Source organism: Janthinobacterium sp. SUN206 (assembly GCF_030587305.1).
In the GTDB taxonomy this organism is placed as follows: Bacteria; Pseudomonadota; Gammaproteobacteria; order Burkholderiales; family Burkholderiaceae_D; genus Janthinobacterium; species Janthinobacterium kumbetense.
This window is the reverse complement of sequence record NZ_JAPWIB010000001.1, coordinates 1,174,213-1,194,133: the sequence shown is the minus strand read 5'-3', so window position 1 is coordinate 1,194,133 and position 19,921 is coordinate 1,174,213. Positions and strand designations below refer to the sequence as shown.

Annotated in this window: 20 protein-coding genes; 14 read left to right on the top strand and 6 right to left on the bottom strand. The window is 63.8% G+C overall.

Annotated elements, in window-relative coordinates; genetic code table 11:
• The first annotated feature begins 277 nt into the window (after nt 1–277).
• The 11 genes from ppnN to O3300_RS05190 all read left to right on the top strand — a co-directional run bounded on the left by ppnN (nt 278) and on the right by O3300_RS05190 (nt 10,852).
• Nucleotides 278–1,648, top strand: coding sequence for a nucleotide 5'-monophosphate nucleosidase PpnN (ppnN, locus tag O3300_RS05240; protein ID WP_289897568.1), 1,371 nt, complete (start codon nt 278–280; stop codon nt 1,646–1,648).
• A 204-nt stretch (nt 1,649–1,852) separates the two neighbouring features.
• Nucleotides 1,853–2,920, top strand: a complete 1,068-nt coding sequence (locus O3300_RS05235) for a LacI family DNA-binding transcriptional regulator (RefSeq protein WP_305052286.1) — start codon at nt 1,853–1,855, stop codon at nt 2,918–2,920.
• 208 nt (nt 2,921–3,128) lie between these two features.
• Nucleotides 3,129–3,935 (top strand): transporter substrate-binding domain-containing protein, encoded by an 807-nt coding sequence (locus O3300_RS05230; protein ID WP_305052285.1) that lies wholly within the window; start codon nt 3,129–3,131, stop codon nt 3,933–3,935.
• A 91-nt stretch (nt 3,936–4,026) separates the two neighbouring features.
• The gene (locus O3300_RS05225; protein ID WP_305052284.1) at nt 4,027–4,719 is read left to right on the top strand and encodes an amino acid ABC transporter permease; all 693 of its coding nucleotides are present in this window, start codon (nt 4,027–4,029) and stop codon (nt 4,717–4,719) included.
• Nucleotide 4,720: 1 nt separating this feature from the next.
• Nucleotides 4,721–5,371, top strand: a complete 651-nt coding sequence (locus O3300_RS05220) for an amino acid ABC transporter permease (protein ID WP_251348358.1) — start codon at nt 4,721–4,723, stop codon at nt 5,369–5,371.
• Entirely contained in the window at nt 5,358–6,092 is a 735-nt protein-coding gene (locus O3300_RS05215; protein ID WP_099667569.1) for an amino acid ABC transporter ATP-binding protein, read from the top strand. Before O3300_RS05220 ends, O3300_RS05215 begins: the two co-directional genes overlap by 14 nt.
• Nucleotides 6,089–6,835, top strand: coding sequence for a sugar phosphate isomerase/epimerase (locus O3300_RS05210; RefSeq protein ID WP_305052283.1), 747 nt, complete (start codon nt 6,089–6,091; stop codon nt 6,833–6,835). The genes O3300_RS05215 and O3300_RS05210 overlap by 4 nt, the downstream gene beginning before the upstream one ends.
• On the top strand, nt 6,832–7,806 hold the full coding sequence (locus O3300_RS05205; protein ID WP_305052282.1) for a sugar kinase: 975 nt from the start codon (nt 6,832–6,834) through the stop codon (nt 7,804–7,806). Before O3300_RS05210 ends, O3300_RS05205 begins: the two co-directional genes overlap by 4 nt.
• A 20-nt stretch (nt 7,807–7,826) precedes the next feature.
• Entirely contained in the window at nt 7,827–8,825 is a 999-nt protein-coding gene (locus tag O3300_RS05200) for a D-glycerate dehydrogenase (protein ID WP_289897573.1), read from the top strand.
• Nucleotides 8,822–9,838, top strand: coding sequence for a porin (locus O3300_RS05195; RefSeq protein WP_305052281.1), 1,017 nt, complete (start codon nt 8,822–8,824; stop codon nt 9,836–9,838). Before O3300_RS05200 ends, O3300_RS05195 begins: the two co-directional genes overlap by 4 nt.
• 12 nt (nt 9,839–9,850) lie before the next feature.
• On the top strand, nt 9,851–10,852 hold the full coding sequence (locus O3300_RS05190) for a Gfo/Idh/MocA family protein (RefSeq protein ID WP_289910431.1): 1,002 nt from the start codon (nt 9,851–9,853) through the stop codon (nt 10,850–10,852).
• A 190-nt stretch (nt 10,853–11,042) separates the two neighbouring features.
• Here O3300_RS05190 and lysS read toward each other — a convergent pair whose 3' ends face one another.
• The 4 genes from lysS to O3300_RS05170 all read right to left on the bottom strand — a co-directional run bounded on the left by lysS (nt 11,043) and on the right by O3300_RS05170 (nt 14,597).
• Nucleotides 11,043–12,572, bottom strand: coding sequence for a lysine--tRNA ligase (lysS, locus tag O3300_RS05185; RefSeq protein ID WP_099667574.1), 1,530 nt, complete (start codon nt 12,570–12,572; stop codon nt 11,043–11,045).
• An 18-nt stretch (nt 12,573–12,590) separates the two neighbouring features.
• Nucleotides 12,591–13,286, bottom strand: a complete 696-nt coding sequence (locus O3300_RS05180) for an HAD family phosphatase (protein ID WP_289897576.1) — start codon at nt 13,284–13,286, stop codon at nt 12,591–12,593.
• A gap of 2 nt (nt 13,287–13,288) precedes the next feature.
• Nucleotides 13,289–14,393, bottom strand: a protein-coding gene (gene prfB, locus O3300_RS05175; RefSeq protein ID WP_139143151.1) for a peptide chain release factor 2 whose coding sequence is annotated in 2 segments (ribosomal slippage) — nt 13,289–14,311 and nt 14,313–14,393 — 1,104 coding nt in all. Because the reading frame shifts where the segments join, the coding sequence is not laid out codon by codon here.
• The gene (locus O3300_RS05170; protein WP_305053155.1) at nt 14,310–14,597 is read right to left on the bottom strand and encodes a hypothetical protein; all 288 of its coding nucleotides are present in this window, start codon (nt 14,595–14,597) and stop codon (nt 14,310–14,312) included. The genes prfB and O3300_RS05170 overlap by 84 nt, the downstream gene beginning before the upstream one ends.
• Here O3300_RS05170 and O3300_RS05165 point away from each other — a divergent pair.
• Nucleotides 14,596–16,629: a bifunctional 2',3'-cyclic-nucleotide 2'-phosphodiesterase/3'-nucleotidase gene (locus tag O3300_RS05165; RefSeq protein ID WP_305052280.1), complete on the top strand. Its 2,034-nt coding sequence runs from the start codon at nt 14,596–14,598 to the stop codon at nt 16,627–16,629. The two genes, O3300_RS05170 and O3300_RS05165, sit on opposite strands and share 2 nt — an antisense overlap.
• Nucleotides 16,626–17,114, top strand: a complete 489-nt coding sequence (locus O3300_RS05160) for a tetratricopeptide repeat protein (protein WP_305052279.1) — start codon at nt 16,626–16,628, stop codon at nt 17,112–17,114. The genes O3300_RS05165 and O3300_RS05160 overlap by 4 nt, the downstream gene beginning before the upstream one ends.
• 12 nt (nt 17,115–17,126) lie before the next feature.
• On the opposite strand, the gene O3300_RS05155 is transcribed toward O3300_RS05160, so the two are convergent.
• Together O3300_RS05155 and O3300_RS05150 are read right to left on the bottom strand one after the other, a co-directional pair.
• Nucleotides 17,127–17,525 (bottom strand): hypothetical protein, encoded by a 399-nt coding sequence (locus O3300_RS05155; RefSeq protein ID WP_251348366.1) that lies wholly within the window; start codon nt 17,523–17,525, stop codon nt 17,127–17,129.
• A gap of 9 nt (nt 17,526–17,534) precedes the next feature.
• On the bottom strand, nt 17,535–18,410 hold the full coding sequence (locus O3300_RS05150; RefSeq protein WP_305052278.1) for a hypothetical protein: 876 nt from the start codon (nt 18,408–18,410) through the stop codon (nt 17,535–17,537).
• Between the two features lie 345 nt (nt 18,411–18,755).
• On the opposite strand from O3300_RS05150, the gene O3300_RS05145 reads away from it, so the two are divergent.
• Nucleotides 18,756–19,913, top strand: coding sequence for an ABC transporter substrate-binding protein (locus tag O3300_RS05145; protein WP_046682990.1), 1,158 nt, complete (start codon nt 18,756–18,758; stop codon nt 19,911–19,913).
• Nucleotides 19,914–19,921 lie beyond the last annotated feature (8 nt).

Sequence of the window (19,921 nt, the reverse complement as noted above, 5' to 3'; positions counted from 1 at the left end):
ATACAACGAACTTATGGAAGCCTGCGGGCGGCGGGGACTCTCATGAAGAACCTCACGCACGGGAATTCCAATAGGCTGGCATTCTAATCTACAAATTGCGCTGAGCGAAGATTTCGATTCGCATTAGCAAGAATGACTGTTTCATATTGGTCAAACCGGTTTGCAGGCAAGGGCGGCCCCGGCGATTTTGCGGCGGCACAGCACAACTTGCCTGACTTGTCGTATATTGAGGCTGCAAGACCTTCGAGCATCGATTTTTAAAGGGATTTTTCGCATTATGGAACACGACGTTATCGATACTCTGGTTTCACCGGAAGGCCGCCTGGACGTGCTCTCCAAGACTGAAGTCAACAAACTGCTCGACACCAGCCAGGGCGGCCTGTACAACACTTTCCGCCGCTGCGCGCTGGCGGTCCTGAATTGCGGCAGCACCATCGACGATGGCCGCGCCCTGCTGGAGCGCTACCAGTCGTTTGAAATCTCCATCATCCAGCGCGAGCGCGGCATCAAGCTCGACATCAAGGGCGCGCCGGCCATCGCCTTTGTCGACGGCAAGATGATCAAGGGCATCCACGAGCACCTGTTTGCCGTGCTGCGCGACATCATCTTCGTCAGCGATGAAGTGACGGGCAACCCGAAATTCGATTTGCAGAGCACGGAAGGCGTGACGGACGCCGTCTTCCACATCCTGCGCAACGCCAACGTGCTGCAAACCCAGCTCAACCCGAACCTGGTCGTGTGCTGGGGCGGCCACTCGATCAACCGTGCCGAATACAATTATTCGAAGGAAGTGGGCTACCAGCTGGGCTTGCGCAGCCTCGACATCTGCACCGGCTGCGGCCCCGGCGCCATGAAGGGCCCCATGAAGGGCGCCACCATCGGCCACGCCAAGCAGCGCCTGCACAATGGACGGTATCTCGGCATCACCGAGCCGGGCATCATCGCGGCCGAGTCGCCGAACCCCATCGTCAACGACCTCGTCATCATGCCGGACATCGAAAAACGCCTGGAAGCGTTCGTGCGCGCGGGCCACGGCATCGTCGTGTTCCCCGGCGGCGCCGGCACGGCCGAAGAGATTCTGTACATCCTCGGTATTTTGTTGCACCCGGACAATGCCGAGATTCCATTCCCGCTGATCTTCACGGGTCCGGAAACGTCGCGCGAGTACTTCGTGCAGATCAACCAGTTCATCAGCGATACCCTGGGCCCGGAAGCGCAGCAGCGTTATAAAATCATCATCGACGACCCGGAACTGGTGGCGCGCGAAATGCTCGAAGGCATCCGCCAGGTGCGCGAATTCCGCAAGGCGCACAGCGACGCGTATTACTTCAATTGGCTGCTGAAGATCGACCACGAATTCCAGAAGCCGTTCCAGCCCACGCATGAAAACATGCGCAACCTGAGCCTGCACAAGAACCAGCCCACGCACTTGCTGGCGGCCCAGCTGCGCCGCGCGTTCTCGGGCGTGGTGGCGGGCAACGTCAAGGATGACGGCATCCGCTCGATCGAAAAGCACGGCAACTTCGAAATCCACGGCGACAAATCCATCGCCGGCCCGATGGATGCGCTGCTCGCTTCCTTCGTGGCGCAGCACCGCATGAAATTGGCGGGCACGGCGTACGTGCCTTGCTATACCGTGGTCCAGTAAGTCGTTTTTCAAGCAGCGCCGCCCACCCCCTGCGTTTGCGGGGGGAGGGCGGCGCCTTTTCATCCGCGTTCCCAGCCATGCCCCCATCGTGTTCTTTCGCCGCCACAGGCAATCAAATCGCTTGCGTCATCGATTCGTGGGTGCTATCTTTGGAACCGGTTCCAAAATAAAAATATGCATATCAACAGGTAGTGGAGAGCAACCTTGGATTCAGTACGCGGCAATAAAAAGACAGTCTCCGGCGAGCCGGCACGGCCCGTGACCATCGCCCAGGTGGCGCGCGAGGCGGGCGTGTCGAAGACGAGCGTGTCGCGCTTTCTCGGCGGCGAACTGGACGCCCTGTCCGAAAACATCCGCCAGCAGATCACCAGCACCATCGCGCGCCTCGGCTACCAGCCGAACCAGATGGCGCGCGGCCTCAAGCGCGGCCGCACGCGCCTGATCGGCATGGTCGTGGCGGACATGCTGAACCCTTACACGGTGGCCGTGCTGCAAGGCGTGGAAGCGGCGTGCCAGCAACATGGCTATACCTTGATCTTGTGTAATACAGGCAATGACGAACAGCGCGAACGCCAGTCGCTTGCCGCGCTGCGCTCGTACAGCGTGGAAGGGCTGATCGTCAACACGCAGGGGCGCAACATCGAGTCGTCCGACTTGCAGCAGGCGGGCATGCCCATCGTGCTGGTCGACCGCCGCATCGAGGGTAGCGATTTCGACCTGGTGGGCCTGGACAATGTGCAGGCGGGCCGGCTGGCCACCGCGCATCTGATCGAACAGGGTTTCGACGCCATCGCCTTCGTCGCGCCGCCCTTGACGGGCGTCAGTTCGCGGCTGATGCGCGCCGAGGGTTTCCAGGCCGTGATGGCCGAACATCCGGATTGCGTGGGCGAAGTGCTGGCGGTGGACCTGGACGACCGGCCCTCCATCGACGCGCAGGTGCGTCTATGCCTGGCGCAGTGGCGCGGCCGCCGCGTGGCGCTGCTGGCGTCGAACGGCATGGTGGCGCTGGAACTGGCGCTGATGCTGCAGCGCCTGGCCTTGCGCATGCCGCAGGACGTGGGCTTGCTGGGCTTTGACGAATTGCCGTGGTCGCCGCTGGCGGGCCTGAGCACGATCGAGCAGCAGACGTACGAGATCGGCTTTTCGGCGATGACGTGCATGCTGTCGCGCCTGCAGGGCGATCAGTGCCCGCCGCGCGAGGTGCTGTTGCCAGGCAAGTTGATTGTGCGCAATTCCACCCGGAGCGGGGAGGTGCGCAAGGACGGCGATTGACGGAAGAGGGCGTACGCCCTTTTTTTTGGGAAGGTGATGGAACCGGTTTCATGAATTGTATTCACACTGGAAAGGGGCGTGGATAGTCAGGCAGGGCAATGGCAGGAGGTTGGTACGACACGGCAAGAGACGATCTGAATCGTCCATTTGACAATATTCCCGGAAGCGCCTCGACGAGGCCGGTACCGGGATCACAGGAGACGGAAACATGAAGATGACCACACTGTTCTATTCGAAAATACTGGCTTGCGCACTGGCAGCCACGTGCACCCTGGGCGCGGCGGCCGACGCCGGCGCGCAGACGCTTGGCGACCTGATCAAGAAAGGCAAGCTGACCATCGGCGTGGTCAGCGGCACGCCGCCGTTTGGCAGCATCGACGCCAAGGGCGCGCCCGTCGGCTATGACGTCGACGTCGCCAACCTGATCGGCAAATACCTGAACCTGCCCGTGGAAGTGGTGCCCCTGACGGCGCCGTCGCGCGTGCCGTCGCTGGAATCGGGCAAGGTCGATTTCCTCGTGGCCACCCTGGCGCCCACGCCGGAACGGGCCAAGACCCTGATGTTCACCATGCCCTACAGCGCGTTCGAACTGGCCATCGTCGCGCCGGTCGGCGGCAAACTCAAGGCCCTGGCCGACTTGAAGGGCAAGAAGGTGGGCGTGACGCGCGGCACCACGAATGACACGGCGCTGAGCCGCATGGCCCCGGCCGGCACCAGCATCGTGCGTTTCGAAGATGACGCCACCGTCACCCAGGCCTTGCTCAGCAAGCAGGTCGACGCCGTCTCGATTCCCAGCACGATGGCGCTGGACATCATCAAGACGCGCGGCGCGGGCAAGATCGAAGTCCGCTTCGCCTACTCGTTGCAGCCCAACTCGATGGCGGTGCGCCGCGGCGACTTCGAACTGCACCAGTGGCTCAACAACTTCATCTACTACGTCAAGCTGAACGGCGAACTCGACGCCATCGCGCGCAAGTGGAGCGGCGCACCGCTGCCGGCGCTGCCGACCTTCTGATACCGCGACCCGCACAGGGAAAGTGTTCGTCCGCACGGCGCGCCGCCACGGTGGCGCGGCCGGGGATGCGCACGTAGACAAGGAGTTGAGTATGCCGTATGAATTTCATTTCGAACTCGTCATGCAATCGCTGGACCGCCTGCTGTGGGGCGCGGCGCTGACGATACGCCTGAGCGCCCTGTCCATGGTGCTGGGGCTGGCGGTGGGCGTGTGCGCCGCCGTCATCCTGAAGAACGGTCCCACCTATGCCCGCACGGCGGTGCGCGCGTATGTGGAGGTGATCCGCAGCACGCCGTTCCTGGTGCAGCTGTTCATCATCTACTTTGGCTTGCCGTCGCTGGGCCTGCAGCTCGACGCGAACGGTGCGGCCCTGGTCGCCATGACGGTCAACCTGGGCGCCTACGCGGCGGAAATCGTGCGCGCCGGCATCGGCGCCGTGCATCCGTCGCAGCTGGAAGCGGCCCAGGCGCTAGGCATGACGCGCTGGCAGGTGATGCGCCACGTGGTACTGCTGCCGGCGTTGGAAAAGGTGTATCCGGCGCTGGCCAGCCAGTTCACGCTGATGATGCTCGCCTCGAGCGTCGTGTCGGCCATTTCCGCCGAAGAGCTGACCGCCGCCGCCCACCTGCTCGACGCGGAAACCTTCCGCAGCTTCGAGATCTACATCGTCGTGATGGTGCTGTACATCCTGCTGGCCCTGTTGTTCCGCTTCGGCTTCTGGGTGCTGGGCCAGATCGTCTTCAAACGCCGCCGCCGTCTGGGCGCGGTGCGCATGGGAGCATGACATGATCAGTGACTTTTCCTGGGATAACCTGCAATTCCTGCTCGAGGCCACGCGCTGGACCATCGGCCTGTCGCTGATCGTCTTTATCACGGGCGGCATCGCCGGCTTCGCGGTGGCGCTGCTGCGCACGGCGCGCAGCCGATTCCTGCGCTGCATCAGCGCCCTGTACATCCAGCTGATCCAGGGCACGCCCGTGCTGATCGTGCTGTTTTTGACCTATTACGGGCTGGCCCTGTTCGGCTACAAGCTGTCGCCGGTCATCGCGGCCGGCGCGGCGATGACGATCTTTGCCAGCGCCTACCTGGGCGAGATCTGGCGCGGCTGCATCGAAGGCGTGCAGCGGCAGCAGTGGGAGGCGTCCGCCGCGCTGGCGCTGAACCGCTACCAGCAGCTGCGCTACGTCATCCTGCCGCAGGCGCTGCGCCATTCGCTGCCGCCGACGGTGGGCTTCATGGTGCAGATCATCAAGAACACCTCGATCACCTCGATCATCGGCGTGGTGGAACTGACGCGGGCAGGGCAACTGGTCAGCAATGCGACCTTCCTGCCTTTCATCGTCTTCCCCATCGTCGCCCTGATCTACTTCGCGCTGTGCTATCCGCTGTCGCGCTACAGCCATTCACTGGAAAGGAAATTCCATGCCCATCGTTGAAATCGACCATATCAGCAAGAGCTTCGGCGCCAACCACGTGCTCAAGGGCGTGTCGTTCGCCGTCGAGCGGGGCCAGGTGATCGCCGTGATCGGCCGCAGCGGCTCCGGCAAGAGCACCATGTTGCGCTGTATCAATGGCCTGGAAACCATCGACAGCGGCAGCATCGTCGTGGCCGGCCACACGCTGACGGCGCGCCAGGAACATCTGCTCGACTTGCGCAAGGATGTCGGCATGGTCTTTCAGAGCTACAACCTGTTTCCCCACCTGACCGTGGAAGAAAACGTCATGCTGGCGCCGCGCATCGTCAAGAAGGTGCCCGACGCCCAGGGCCGCGCCACGGCGCTGCGCGTGCTCAAGCAGGTGGGCCTGGACCACAAGCGCGAGGCCTATCCCGAGCAGCTGTCGGGCGGCCAGCAGCAGCGCGTGGCGATCGCCCGCTCGCTGGCGATGGAGCCGCAAGTGATGCTGTTCGACGAAGTGACGTCGGCGCTCGACCCGGAACTGACGCAGGAAGTGCTGAAGGTGATGGAAGAGCTGGCGCAGGCGGGCATGACGATGCTGCTGGTGACGCACGAGATGGAGTTCGCGCGGCGCATGGCCGACGTCACCGTCTTCATGCACCAGGGATTGGTGTGGGAGAGCGGGCCGTCGGAAGCCTTTTTCAGCAATCCGCAAACGCCCGAAGCGCGTCAGTTCGTCGGTGCGGGAGCGATCAAGTGAGCCCCGTCCTGGTGGCGGCGTCGGCCTATGGCGCAAGCAGGGTAAGGCAGCTGGGGCAAAGCCAGTTCATCGACGTGGTGGCCGATGCGGGCGGCGCCGGCATCGAGATCCGCCGCGAACTGTTTACTTCCGACTTGCCGGACCTGGCGCGCATGGGCGCGGCGGTGGCCGCGCGCGGCCTGTACTGCGTGTATTCCACGCCCATCGAATTGTGGGGCGCGGACGGATTGCCGCAGCACGCGCTGCTGCAGCAGATGCTGGACGAGGCGGCGCGTCTGGGCGCGCGCTACCTGAAGGTGTCGCTCGGCCATTACCCGGCCGCGCCGGAGCTGGCGGCCTTGCACGCCCAACTGACGGCGGCGCCCGTGGCGCTGCTGGTGGAAAACGACCAGACGGCCCACGGCGGCAAGCTGGCGCCGATGGCGCGCTTCCTGGCGGCGGCGGACGAAGCGGGGCTGCCGGTGGGGCTGACCTTCGACATCGGCAACTGGCGCTGGGTGGGCGAGGATGCGCAGCAGGCGGCGCGCCTGCTGGCGCCGTACGTGCGCTATGTGCATTGCAAGGCTGTCCTTGACGACGGCGGAAGGCTGTCCGCCTGCGCCGTTTCCGACGCCGATCCGGCCTGGCGCGCCGTCTTCGCGCATTTCGCGCCGGGCGTGCAGCGGGCCATCGAATTCCCGCTCGAGGGCGCCGACCTGGTGGCCGAAACGGGCCGCTACATTCAGATGCTGGAGGCCGCATGATCAAACACGAAATGGTGTCAGGCGATTACGCGCTTGACGTCGTCACCTATGGCGAGGCGATGGCGATGTTCGTTGCCGAGCAAACGGGTGACCTGGCGGCCGTGGCGCACTTCACGCGCCGCCTGGCCGGCGCCGAGACGAATGTCGCCATCGGCCTGGCGCGCCTGGGGTTGAAGGTCGGCTGGCTGAGCCGGGTGGGCGACGATTCCTTCGGCCGCTTCATCCGCGCCAGCGTGCAGGCCGAAGGCGTCGATTGCAGCCGGGTCGTCACCGTCGCCGGCCAGTCCAGCGCCTTCCTGCTCAAGGAAAAGGCCGAGAATGGCGCCGATCCGCTGGTCGAATACTTCCGCAAGGGTTCCGCCGCCAGCCGGCTGGCGCCCGAGCACTTCGATCCCGCCTATTTCCTGTCCGCGCGCCACCTGCACGCCACGGGCGTGGCCGCGGCGCTGTCCGAGACCAGCCTGGCGTTCGCCGGCCAGGCGCTCGACTTCATGCGCGCCAACGGCCGGAGCGTGTCGTTCGACCCGAACCTGCGGCCCTCGCTGTGGCCGTCGCAAGCCGTCATGGTCGAACAGATCAACCGCCTCGCCGCCAAGGCGGACTGGGTGCTGCCCGGCCTGGGGGAGGGAAAAATCCTCACCGGCCACGACCTGCCGCACGACGTCGCCGGCTTTTACCTGCAGCGGGGCGCGCGGCTGGTGGTCGTCAAGCTGGGCGCCGACGGCGCCTATTACCGCACGGCCGAGGGCGACAGCGGCATGGTGCCGGGCGAGCGTGTGGCCAACGTGGTCGACACGGTGGGCGCCGGCGACGGCTTCGCGGCCGGCCTGGTCAGCGCCTTGCTGGAAGGCTTGCCGCTGGCGCAGGCGGTAGGGCGCGGCAACCGGGTCGGCGCCTTCGCCATCCAGGTGGCCGGCGACATGGAAGGCTTGCCGACCCGCGCCCAGCTCGACGCGCTGGTCCCATCTTGAACCGAACAGGGGAAATAATCGTGAAAAAACATGTGGTTGTGTATAAAAAGCTGGCCGAACCGCTGCTGGCGCGCCTGCGCGCCGAATGCGAGGTGACGTATTTCGAGGCGATCGATGCGGGCAACCGCGCCGCATTCGCCGCCGCCATCCGCGGCGCGCACGGCTTGCTGGGCGCCAGCGTGCGCCTGGACCGTGAATTGCTGGACCCGGCGGAAGGGCTGCGCATCATTTCCACCATTTCGGTGGGCGTCGACCAGTTCGACGTCGATTATTTGCGCGAACGGGGCATCCTGCTGGCCAATACGCCGGACGTGCTGACGGAAACGACGGCCGACACGATCTTCGCGCTGATCCTCGCCAGCGCGCGGCGCGTCGTCGAACTGGCCGAATTCGTCAAGGCGGGACGCTGGACGCGCAGCGTGGGCGAAAGCCAGTATGGCGTCAACGTGCATGGCAAGACCATCGGCATGCTGGGCATGGGCCGCATCGGCCGCGCCGTCGCCCGCCGTGCCGCGCTGGGTTTCGGCATGCAGGTGCTGTACGTGAACGGCGAAGCCGTGCCCGAGGTGGAGGCGGCGCTGGGTGCGCGCCAGGTAGCGCTCGACGACTTGCTGGCCGGGTCGGACTTCGTCTGCGTGGTGCTGCCGCTGACGGCGCAGACGGAACGCATGATGGGCCGGCGCGAATTCGCGCTGATGCGCCCCGGCGCCATCTTCATCAACGGTTCGCGCGGGCGCATCGTCGACGAGGCGGCGCTGATCGAGGCGCTGCAGCAGGGCAGCATCCACGGCGCCGGTCTCGACGTGTTCGAGCGCGAACCGCTGGCGCCGGACAATCCGCTGCCGCACATGGCGAACGTGGTGGCGCTGCCGCACATCGGTTCGGCCACGCACGAAACGCGCTACGCCATGGCGCAGCAGGCCGTGGACAACCTGCTGGCAGGCCTGCGCGGCGAGCGTCCGCGCCACCTGGTGAGCCAGGGACAGTTTTCACAAGAAGATAGACAGGGCAAGACATGAAGAAGAAGGTAGTAGGGGCAATGATCATCGGCGCCGGCAGCGGCTTGTGCTGCGCGCAGTCGAACGTGGCCGTGTACGGCATCATGGACATGGGCGTGGTGTCCGAGAGCGGCGGCGCCGGCGGCAGGGTGCTCAAGCTGACGAGCGGCATCGCCAATGGCTCGCGGCTGGGTTTCAAGGGCAGCGAAGACCTGGGCGGCGGCATGACGGCGCTGTTTACAATGGATGCGGGCATCCTGGCCGACACGGGCGCTTCGGCCCAGGGCGGCCTGCTGTTCGGGCGCCAGGCCTTCGTCGGCCTGGGCGGCGCGGCGGGCACGCTGCGCCTGGGCCGCCAGTACACGTTCATCGACAGCAGCCTGGGGGCGCTGGACCCGTTCTACCTGGGTTTTGCGGGCAGGATGAGCAACGTCTTCACGGCCGGCTACATCAGCCGCGTCGACAACAGCATCACCTACAGCTCGCCCGTGCGCGGCGGCCTTTCCGGCGAACTGGCGTACGGTTTCGGCGAAGTGCCCGGTGATGCTTCGGCCAGGCGCTACACGGGCGCGGCAGCCACCTATGCCAGCGGGCCTCTGTATGTGCGCCTGGCGCACCAGGATGCCAACACCCTGTCAAACGCGCTGGTGGCGGGCAGGGCGCGCAACACGGTGCTGGGCGCCACCTGGGACTTCGGCGTGGTCAAGGCGCATGGCGCCGTCGCCGTCAGCAAGAGCACGGCGGGCGCCGCCACCACGGTCGACAGCGCGGACCTGATGCTGGGCGCCACCGTGCCTTTTGGCCCGCACCGCGTCCTGTTCTCGTACGTGCGGCGCGACGACCGGCGCGCCGCCAACGGCGACGCTTCCCAGGTCGGCATCGGCTACACCTACGCGCTGTCGAAGCGCAGCACCTTGTACGCGGCATACGCGCATATCGACAACCGCAACGGCGCCGCCTACGTGGTGGGCAACGCCACCGACAACGGCACCGGCAACCAGGCCTGGAACCTCGGCCTGCGCCACACTTTTTAACGGGAGAATCGAATGAAGAAAATCGGATGGATACTGGTCGGCGCCAGCACCGTGGCGCGCGAATGGATGGTCGACGCGATCCGCCAGCAGGGCGATGCTGAGGTGCTGGCCGTGGTCAGCCGGGACGCCGCGCGCGGCGCCGCCTTTGCCGAGCAGTTCGGCATCGCCGCCAGCTATACGGACCTCGATGCGGCGCTGGCGCATCCGGGCGCGGACGCCGTGTACATCAGCACCACCAACGAATGGCACATGGCGCAGACCTTGCAGGCGGCGCGCGCCGGCAAGCACGTGCTGTGCGAAAAGCCGCTGGCGCTGAACCTGGACGACGCCCGCCGCATGGTCGACGGCTGCGCCGAAGCGGGCGTGGTGCTGGGGATTAACCACCACCTGCGCAACGCCGCCAGCCACGGCAAGGTACGCGAGCTGATACGCGCCGGCGAGATCGGCCAGCCCCTGTATTGCCGTGTGCTGCACGCGAACAACCTGCCGCAGCATTTGCGCGGCTGGCGCCTGGACGCGCCGGAATCGGGCGGCGTCACGCTCGACATGTTCGTGCACGACGTCGACACCCTGCGCTTCCTGCTGGATGCGGAGCCGCGCCACGTCACCGCCTGCGCCACCAGCGGCGGCATGACGGTGGCCGGGCTGGAAGAGGGCCTGATGGCCGTCATCGAGTTCGACAACGGCACCCTGGTGCAGGTGCACGACGCGTTCAACGCGCCGCATTCGCTGTCCGGCGTGGAAATCATCGGCACCAAGGGCACCATCTTTGCCACCGGCGTGATGACGCAGCGCCCCGTCGGCAGCATTACCCTGACGCGCGACAGCGGCAGCGTCGACATCTACGTCGAGCATGAAAACCTGTACGTGCGCTCGGTACGCGCCTTCCAGCGCGCCATGCGCGGCGAAGGGCAGCCTGCCGCCACCGGCGACGACGGCATGCGCGCGCTCGCCACCGCATTGGCGGCGCAGCAGGCCAGCCGCAGCCACCAGCGCGTAACCCTGGCCGGCTGACGGACTGCGGCAGGCGTAAAAAAACCGCCTGATCGCGAGACCAGGCGGCTTTTTTTGCCTTGAAGCATCGAACGCCTGAAAAATCGTAGCGAGCGGATGGGAGTTGCGGCTAAGAAGCGCAACTGTGCTATAGCACAGTGAGCATCGCAGGCCGCAAATCGCGACGCGCAGTAGATTTTTCAGGTGTTCATCACTCTTCGCGGCGCAGATGAGGGAACAGCAGCACGTCGCGGATGTTCGGCGAATCCGTGATGATCATCATCAGGCGGTCGATGCCGATGCCGCAGCCACCGGCTGGCGGCATGCCGTATTCCAGCGCGCGGATGTAGTCGGCGTCGTAGAACATCGCCTCTTCATCGCCGGCGTCCTTGGCGGCCACTTGCGCCAGGAAGCGGGCCGACTGGTCTTCCGCATCGTTCAACTCGGAGAACCCGTTGGCGATTTCGCGGCCCACCATGAACAGCTCGAAGCGTTCCGTGATGCCGGCCACCGTGTCGGAAGCGCGCGCCAGTGGCGACACTTCGACCGGGTAATCGATGATGTAGGTCGGTTCCCACAGCTGCGCTTCAGCCGTTTCTTCGAACAGCGCCAGTTGCAGCGCGCCCAGGCCGGCCGTGGCGAACGGCTTGACGCCGAATTTCTTCAGCTCTTCCTTGATGAATTCGGCATCGTTCAACTGCTCGGCGGTGTAGCCTGGAGCATACTTGTTGATCGCTTCGACGATGGTCAGACGGTGGAACGGTTTTGCCAGGTCCAGTTCGCGGCCGCCGTAGGTCAGGGTGGCGGTGCCGTGCGCATCGATGGCGGCCTGGCGGATGACGGCTTCCGTGAAGTCCATCAGCCATTTGTAGTCGGTGTAGGCCGCGTAGAATTCCATCATCGTGAATTCAGGGTTGTGACGGATCGACACGCCTTCGTTGCGGAAGTTGCGGTTGATCTCGAACACGCGGTCGAAGCCGCCCACGACCAGGCGCTTCAGGTACAGCTCGGGCGCGATGCGCAGGAACATCTGCATGTCGAGCGCATTGTGGTGCGTGATGAACGGTTTTGCCGCGGCGCCGCCCGGAATCGTGTGCAGCATCGGCGTTTCCACTTCCATGAACTCGTTCTTTTCCATGAAGCGGCGGATCGACGAGATGGCGGCGGTACGCGCCTTGAAGGTGCGGCGCGTCTCTTCGTTCATGATCAGGTCGACGTAGCGCTGGCGGTACTTCGTTTCCTGGTCGGCCAGGCCGTGGAATTTGTCCGGCAGCGGACGCAGCGACTTGGTGATCAGGCGCAGTTCCGTGACCTTGATGGTCAGTTCGTCCGTCTTGGTCTTGAACAGGGTGCCCGTCACGCCCAGGATATCGCCCAGGTCATAGTGGTGCAGGGCGGCCATGGCCGCTTCGCCGGTCAGGTCCAAGGTGGCGTAGATCTGGATGCGGCCGTCGGCCTTCGGGCCGGAGGCGTCTTGCAGGGTGGCGAAAGCGGCTTTTTTGCCCGCTTCGCGCTTGAGCATCATGCGGCCAGCCAGCACCACGGTGACAGGTTCGGCTTCCAGCTCTTCGCGCGTCTTGCCGCCGTATTGCGCGTGCAGGTCGGCCGCCTTGTGCTCGGGGCGGAAATCGTTCGGGAAGGCGACGCCTTGTTCGCGCAGTGCTGCCAGCTTGACGCGGCGCTCGGCGATGATCTTGTTTTCATCGGGGGCGGCGGCTTGTTCTTGGATATCCGTAGTCATGGTGTTCTTCGTTGGTGATTATTGATGATGTGGCGCCAGCGCTGGCGCCACGCTGGCAAACAGTGCGTCGACGTCGAGTGCGGAGAAATCCGGCACGATGGCAATGACGTTGTCGAAGGCGGCAAACGCCTCGGCCGGCAGGGTGGTGGTGAGCACCACGACGCGCATGCCGGCGCGGCGCGCCGCTTCCACGCCCAGGGGCGCGTCTTCGAAGACGATGCAGTCTTGCGGCAGCGCGCCGGCCAGCAGCGCGCCTTTCAGGAAAACGTCCGGGTGCGGCTTGCCCCGTTCCACGTCGGCAGCGCCGACGATGGCGTCGAAGCGGTGGCGCAGGTCCAGGCCATCGAGCGTGAACGCGATGTTCTCGTCCGGCGCGGCCGTGCCCACCACCAGCCCGACGCCAGCCTGGCGCGCGCTGGCGATCAGCCGGTCGAAGCCAGGCACCGTGGCCAGGTGCGGGCCATACAGTTCGCGGTAGACGACTTCCTTTTCCGCCAGCAGGGTGACATGGTCGGCATCCGCGCCCAGGTACTTGGCAATGATTTCGTGTCCCTGCCGTCCCGCCGTGTCGCGGAAAAAGGCGTCCGCGTCCAGCGCATGGCCGTGGCGTTCAAAGAACGCCAGCCACGACGTCGTGTGGAAGGCCATGTTGTCGACGATCGTGCCATCCATGTCGAACAGGAAGGCGCGCTGCGCCGGAGCGGATGCGTTCATCCTTATACGCCTTGCTTGAGCGAGGCGGAGATGAAGTCGTCGATGTCGCCATCGAGCACGCCCTTGGTATTGCCCGTCTCGAAACCGGTGCGCAAGTCCTTGATGCGGGACTGGTCCAGCACGTAGGAGCGGATCTGGTGACCCCAGCCCACGTCCGTCTTCGAGTCTTCCAGCTTCTGCTGTTCGCTCATGCGCTTGCGCAGTTCATGCTCGTACAGCTTCGCTTTCAGCATTTCCATCGCTTCGGCGCGGTTGCGGTGCTGCGAACGGTCGTTCTGGCACTGCACCACGATGCCGGTCGGCGCGTGGGTCATGCGGACGGCGGAGTCGGTCTTGTTGATGTGCTGACCGCCGGCGCCCGACGCGCGGTAGGTATCGACGCGGATATCGGCCGGGTTGACGTCGATCTCGATCGAATCGTCGACTTCCGGATACACGAACAGCGACGTAAACGAGGTGTGGCGGCCGTTGGCCGAGTCGAATGGCGACTTGCGCACCAGGCGGTGCACGCCCGTTTCCGTGCGCAGGAAGCCGTAGGCGTGATCGCCCTCGACCTTCAGGGTGGCCGTCTTGATGCCGGCGACCTCGCCGTCGGACTGCTCCAGGATTTCGACCTTGAAGCCCTTGCGTTCGCAATAGCGCAGGTACTGGCGCAGCAGCATCGAGGCCCAGTCCTGGGCTTCCGTACCGCCGGCGCCGGCCTGGATGTCGATGAAGCAGTTGTTCGGGTCCATCGGATTGTTGAACATCCGGCGGAATTCCATGCTTTCGATGACCTTGCGGATTTCCTGCACGTCCTGCTCGATCGCTTCCAGGGTCTCGTCGTCGCCTTCTTCGCGGGCCATGTCGAACAGGTCGCGGGTGTCGCGCAGGTCGGCATCGGCCTTGGCGAGCGTGAAGACGATGGCTTCCAGCGCCTTCTTCTCTTTACCGAGGTCCTGGGCGCGCTTCGGATCGTTCCAGACGGTTGGATCTTCCAGCTCTTCGTTGACTTGTTCTAGTTTCTCCGACTTGACAGTGAAGTCAAAGATACCTCCGAAGTTCGGCTTCGCGGACCGTCAGGTCGTTGAGCAGGGCGGAGATGATATTGATGCGTTCGGCTTCCATAATGTTCTGGTCTTCTATGGTGAAATCAAACCCTGAATTATACGCGAGCGCGGCCGGTTTCTGATGCCGGCAGCGCCGAATCGATGCCGCACGGGGCAATAAAATGACGATTTTGCTGTATTTACGACAATATTTTTGCCTTGATAGGGGCTGCCGTGCTGCGTATGATGCTGGCGATATTGTCTTTCCACAGGAATACATCATGCTTCAACTTCCCCGTCTCGCCCTGTTACCGCTGCTGCTGGCCGGCTGCGGCGCCTTGCCGCCCGCCGCCACGGGACCCGCCCGGTCGCCATCGGCCGCGCCGGCCGGCAGCAGCGCCACCCTGGCCCTGCTGGAGACGACGGACTTGCACGCGAATGTGCTCAGTTATGATTACTACAAGCTGCAGGCGGAACCGTCGATCGGCCTGGAACGCACGGCGGCCTTGATCGCCCAGGCGCGCGCGCAGTTTCCGAACAATCTCTTGCTCGACAACGGCGACACCATCCAGGGCACGGCCCTGGCCGACTACCAGGCCCTCGTGAAACCGCTGGCTTGCGACCAGACCCTGGCCATCTACAAGGCCATGAATTTGCTGAAAGTGGACGGCGGCGGCATCGGCAACCACGAATTCAACTACGGCCTGGCGTTTTTGAGCCAGGTGACGGGCAACCGCTTCGACGTCGACAGCGTCGACGCCAGCAAACCGCGCTGCGCCGGTCCCGCATTCCCGCAAGTGCTGGCCAACGTCTACAGCGTCAAGACGGGCCAGCCCCTGTTTGCGCCATATCACATCATCGACAAGCAGATCATGGCCACCGGCCCCGATGGCAAGGCCATCACCGCCACCGTGAAGGTGGGCATCATCAGCTTCGCGCCGCCCACCATCATGGCCTGGGACAAGCGCTGGCTGGAAGGCCGCGTCTACACGCAGGGCGTGCGCGAGACGGCGGAAAAATTCATTCCCGAGATGCGCGCCAGGGGCGCCGAGCTGGTGGTGGCGATCTCGCACGGCGGCCTCGATGACAGCCCGTATTCGCCGACCATGGAAAACGGCAATTACTACCTGTCGCAAGTGCCGGGCGTGGACGCCATGCTGATCGGCCATTCGCACCAGCTGTTCCCGAATGCCGCCAGCACGGTGCCGCAGTTTAATTTGCCCGGCGTCGACAAGGTCAAAGGGCTGGTCAATGGCGTGCCGACCGTGATGGCCAATTTGTGGGGCAAGCACCTGGGCGTGATCGGTTTGCGCCTGCGCCACGACGGCAAGCAGTGGGTGGTCGACAAGAGCGCCACGACGGTGGAAGCGCGCGGCATCCAGAACGCGGACAAGAGTTACGTCCAGCCCGACGCAGCCATCGCCGCACTGGTGGCCGAGGAGCACGCGGCGACGATCGCCTACGTGCAGACGCCGGTCGGCGCCACGGATTTCCGCATGTCGACGTATTTCGCCGACGTGGGCGACGTCAGCGCCATCGAAGTGGTGAACCAGGCGCAAGCGGGCTACCTGGCCGCCTACGTGAAGGCGAACCTGCCGCAATATGCCAATCTGCCCGTGCTGTCGATGTCGTCGCCGTTCAAGAGCGGCTCGGCCGGCGTGTCCGATTACACGGACGTCAAGGCGGGCAATGTGGCGCTGAACAACGCGGCCGATTTGTATCTGTATCCGAACGCGCTGTACGGCGTGAAGATGAATGGCATCGAATTGAAGGCCTGGCTGGAGCAGTCGGCGCGGCGCTTCAATACCATCGATGTCAACAAGACGGAGCCGCAGGAACTGATCAACACGGCCCATCCGAGCTACAACTTCGATACGCTCACCAGCGCCGACGTGCGCTACCAGATCGACGTCACGCAGCCGCCGGGCCGTCGCATCCAGGGCTTGACGTTCAAGGGCAAGCCGGTGGACGCGGGCCAGGAATTTCTCATCGCGACAAATAACTACCGCGCCAGCGGCGGCGGCAATTTCCCCGGCCTCGATGGCAGCAAGACGGTGGTGGCGTCGCCCGACAACAACCGCGAACTGCTGATCGCCTACGTCACGCAGCAGAAACACCTGACGCGCGCGAAAAACGGTTCCGCGCGCAGCTGGCGCTTCGCCAGGGTTGCCACCAAAGGCCCCGTGGTCTTCCATTCCGCGCCGAACGTGATCGAGCTGGCGAAAGCGGCCGGCATCGACAACGTCACGCAGTTGAAGCTTGATGACGGTGCCGGCAAGGGCTTTGCGCTGTATCAGCTCGACCTGTCGAAATGAAGGCATGGGTGTTTGCCGTCGCCCTGGCCGTATCGCCACTGGCATCGGCAGGGCCGGATGTCACGGCCCAGGCCAAGGTCTTGATGCGCGCGGGCGAGGCGAGCCAGCCGCAGGCGCGCGCCCTGTTCGAGCACGCGGCGGGGCAGGGCAGCGGTCCTGCCGCGTATTACCTGGGATTAATGCACAAGAACGGCATGGGCGGCCCGCAGGACAGCGCCGCCGCGTTGCGCTGGCTGGAACTGGCCGCGCAACGCGGCGTGGCGCCAGCCATGTTCATCGTGGCGAACATGCTGCAGGAGACTGATCAGGAACAGGCACGTCACTGGCTGGATGCCGCCTGCGACCTGGAATACCCGGAAGCGCTGCAGCAGAAGTCCGTCGCCCTGGCCGAAGGGCGCATGGGCTATGCGCACAGCGAGGAACAGGCAAACCTGTACTTGAAGATGGCCACGCATGCGATGGGGCACAGGGCGGAAGAGCCGTGATTGTTCGCCAGGTCAGGTTCGCAGGCTATTTGCAGCCTCGGCAATGGCCAGCGGGTTGCGCGACAGCAGGGCGGCGGCCAGGTCCAGCAGGCCTGCCGCCGCCTTGATGGCCGCGTGCGTGTGCCCGATGTCGGCCACGGTTTTCCTGCCTTGGTCGATGGCCGTGTTCACATTGGCCAATGCCTGCTGCGCACTCTGGTTGATCAGGTAGATGCCGTGGGCGCGGAAAAAGGACACCATCTGATCCAGGTGGCTTTCATATTGCTTGAGATCATGCAGCACGGCTGACGGCGTCGGCGGCGTGCGGTCGGTCAGCGCGATGCGCAGCTCCAGTACCTGGTTCGAGGCCTGTGCCAGCTTGTCGGCGATTTCCGTGGTTTGTTTTTCATCGAGTGCGATAACGTTGCCCATGTCCGACTCCTACCAGGGGGATGGTGAATAATTGGCGGCCTGTTTTTGCAGGGTATCGACTTGCTTGGCAAAAGTGTCCAGTTGACGCTCCAATGCCGGGTCTTGCATGGACTTGGCACGCAAGGTGCTGAGACTGTTTTGCAATTCCGTCATGGCGGCAAGATAGGCGTTGATGACCTTGCCACGCTCCTGCAGCTGCCGCCCGTCAAGGTAGAGCTTGGCCTTCAGATAGTTGCTGGTCACGGGTTCCCTGGCGGCAGCGTTGTCGAGCGAGCGATTCAGGGATGCCAGCGTCAGGCTCTCGTCGTGCAGATTGGCCTGGTAGTTTTGCTGCGCATATTTTTTCAGCGCATTGCTGATGATATAAATATCGTCTTCGCGCGCCAGCAGTTCGTTGATTCCCGACTGCTGTCTTTGCTGCGTGACGATCTGGCTGATCAGTGCGCTCAGGCGCGTGACTTTGTCCAGCTGGTCGGCGTCGAGCACCGGCGCCGTGCCGCCGGACTGCTGCAAGGCGCCCAGCGAACCGCCAAGGGCGCCGATCTCCTCCTTGTAGTTCGCCAGCTTGTCGTTGGCCAGCGCGGCAAGTACTTCCGCGTAGCGTTTCAATACATCGTTCAGTTCGGCTGTGCCCGCCAATTGCGCCGCATAGTCCTTGCAGCGCCGGAGCAGGTCCTGTTCCGTTTCCTGCGCAACGTAGGGGCGGTCGGTGATGATGCTGTTGCGCCGTACATTATTGGTGCAACTGCTCATGGAGTGCGTCAGCATGGGTTTGAATACTTTCGTTATCGCCACCGTCTGTCCCGCGAACTTGTCGACCGGCGTGAAGTTCTTGCAGGCGCTACTCATGCCGGCGATCAGCAGGCAGGCGCAGATGCTTGTCATGGGCTGGCGCATAGGGTCTCCATGGTAGGGAAGGGATTGCCGCCATGGCCGGTTGACCCTGGTTCAATGACCATATCACCATTGCATCGCCATACTTTTGACGCAGATCAGACATATGCATCGTGTGTCATGGTGTAGCACCTGTGTCAATTTGCGCCATATTTTCCTTACAAAAGACTGACAACAGGCCTGCAATTGCGGCTTTTCCGCATGTTGCGACGCGTCATATGTAGTTGTTGCTGGTGCATGTTTACTCACCTACAATGATTTATCGATGGGGCGGTTATCCAGCGTACGACTATAAAAATAAGTGGCATTAAAAACGTTGTATCAGAGGAGATGACAATGAATTTGAAACAGAAATTGCTCGTGGCAAGTTTGGTTTTGGGTTTCTCGCAGGCGGCAGTCGCAGCCGACCCCATCAAGATTGGCGTGTCCGGACCGTTTACGGGCGGTTCCGCGCCGATGGGCGTGTCGATGCGCGACGGCGTCAAGCTGGCCGTCGCTGAAATCAATGCCAAAGGCGGCGTGCTGGGCCGTTCCCTGCTGCTCATCGAGCGCGATGACGAAGCGAAGAACGAACGCGGCGTGCAGATCGCCCAGGAGCTGATCAACAAGGAAAAGGTCGCCGCCACCGTCGGCTACATCAACACGGGCGTGGCCCTCGCTTCGCAGCGCTTCTACCAGGAAGCGAAGATTCCCGTCATGAACAATGTGGCGACGGGTTCCATCGTCACCAAGCAATTCGCCGACCAGCCGGAAAACTACATCTTCCGCAATGCTGCCAATGACACCATCCAGTCCGGCATGATCGTGCATGAGGCGATCGAAAACCGCAAGTTCAAGAAAGTGGCGATCCTGGCCGACTCCACCAACTATGGCCAGCTGGGCCGTGAAGACCTGGAAAAGGCGCTCGACAAGAAGGGCATCAAGCCCGTTGTCGTGGAAAAATACAACATCAAGGACGTCGACATGACGGCCCAGCTGCTGAAAGCCAAGCAGGCGGGGGCGGAAGTCGTGCTGACCTACGGCATCGGCCCGGAACTGGCGCAGATCGCCAACGGCATGGAAAAACTGGGCTGGAAAGTGCCGCTGATCGGCAGCTGGACCCTGGCCATGGGTAACTTCATCGACAACGCGGGCAAGAACGGCAACGGCACGCGCATGCCGCAAACCTTCATCCAGGACGCCAGCACGCCGAAGCGCAAGGCCTTCATCGACGCCTACGTGGCCGCCTACAAGCCATCGGGCGGACGCATGCCGTCGGCCGTGTCGGCTGCGCAAGGCTACGATTCCATCTACCTGCTGGCCGCGGCCATCACGCAGGCGGGCGGCACGGACGGCCCGAAAGTGCGCGCCGCGCTGGAAAACCTGAACGAGAAGGTGGAAGGCGCCGTCACCACCTACAACAAACCGTTCAGCAAGACCAACCATGAAGCGATCACGGCCGACCTGACCGTGTTTGGCGAAGTCAAGGACGGCAAGGTCGTCCTCGCGAAATAAGCCTGGCG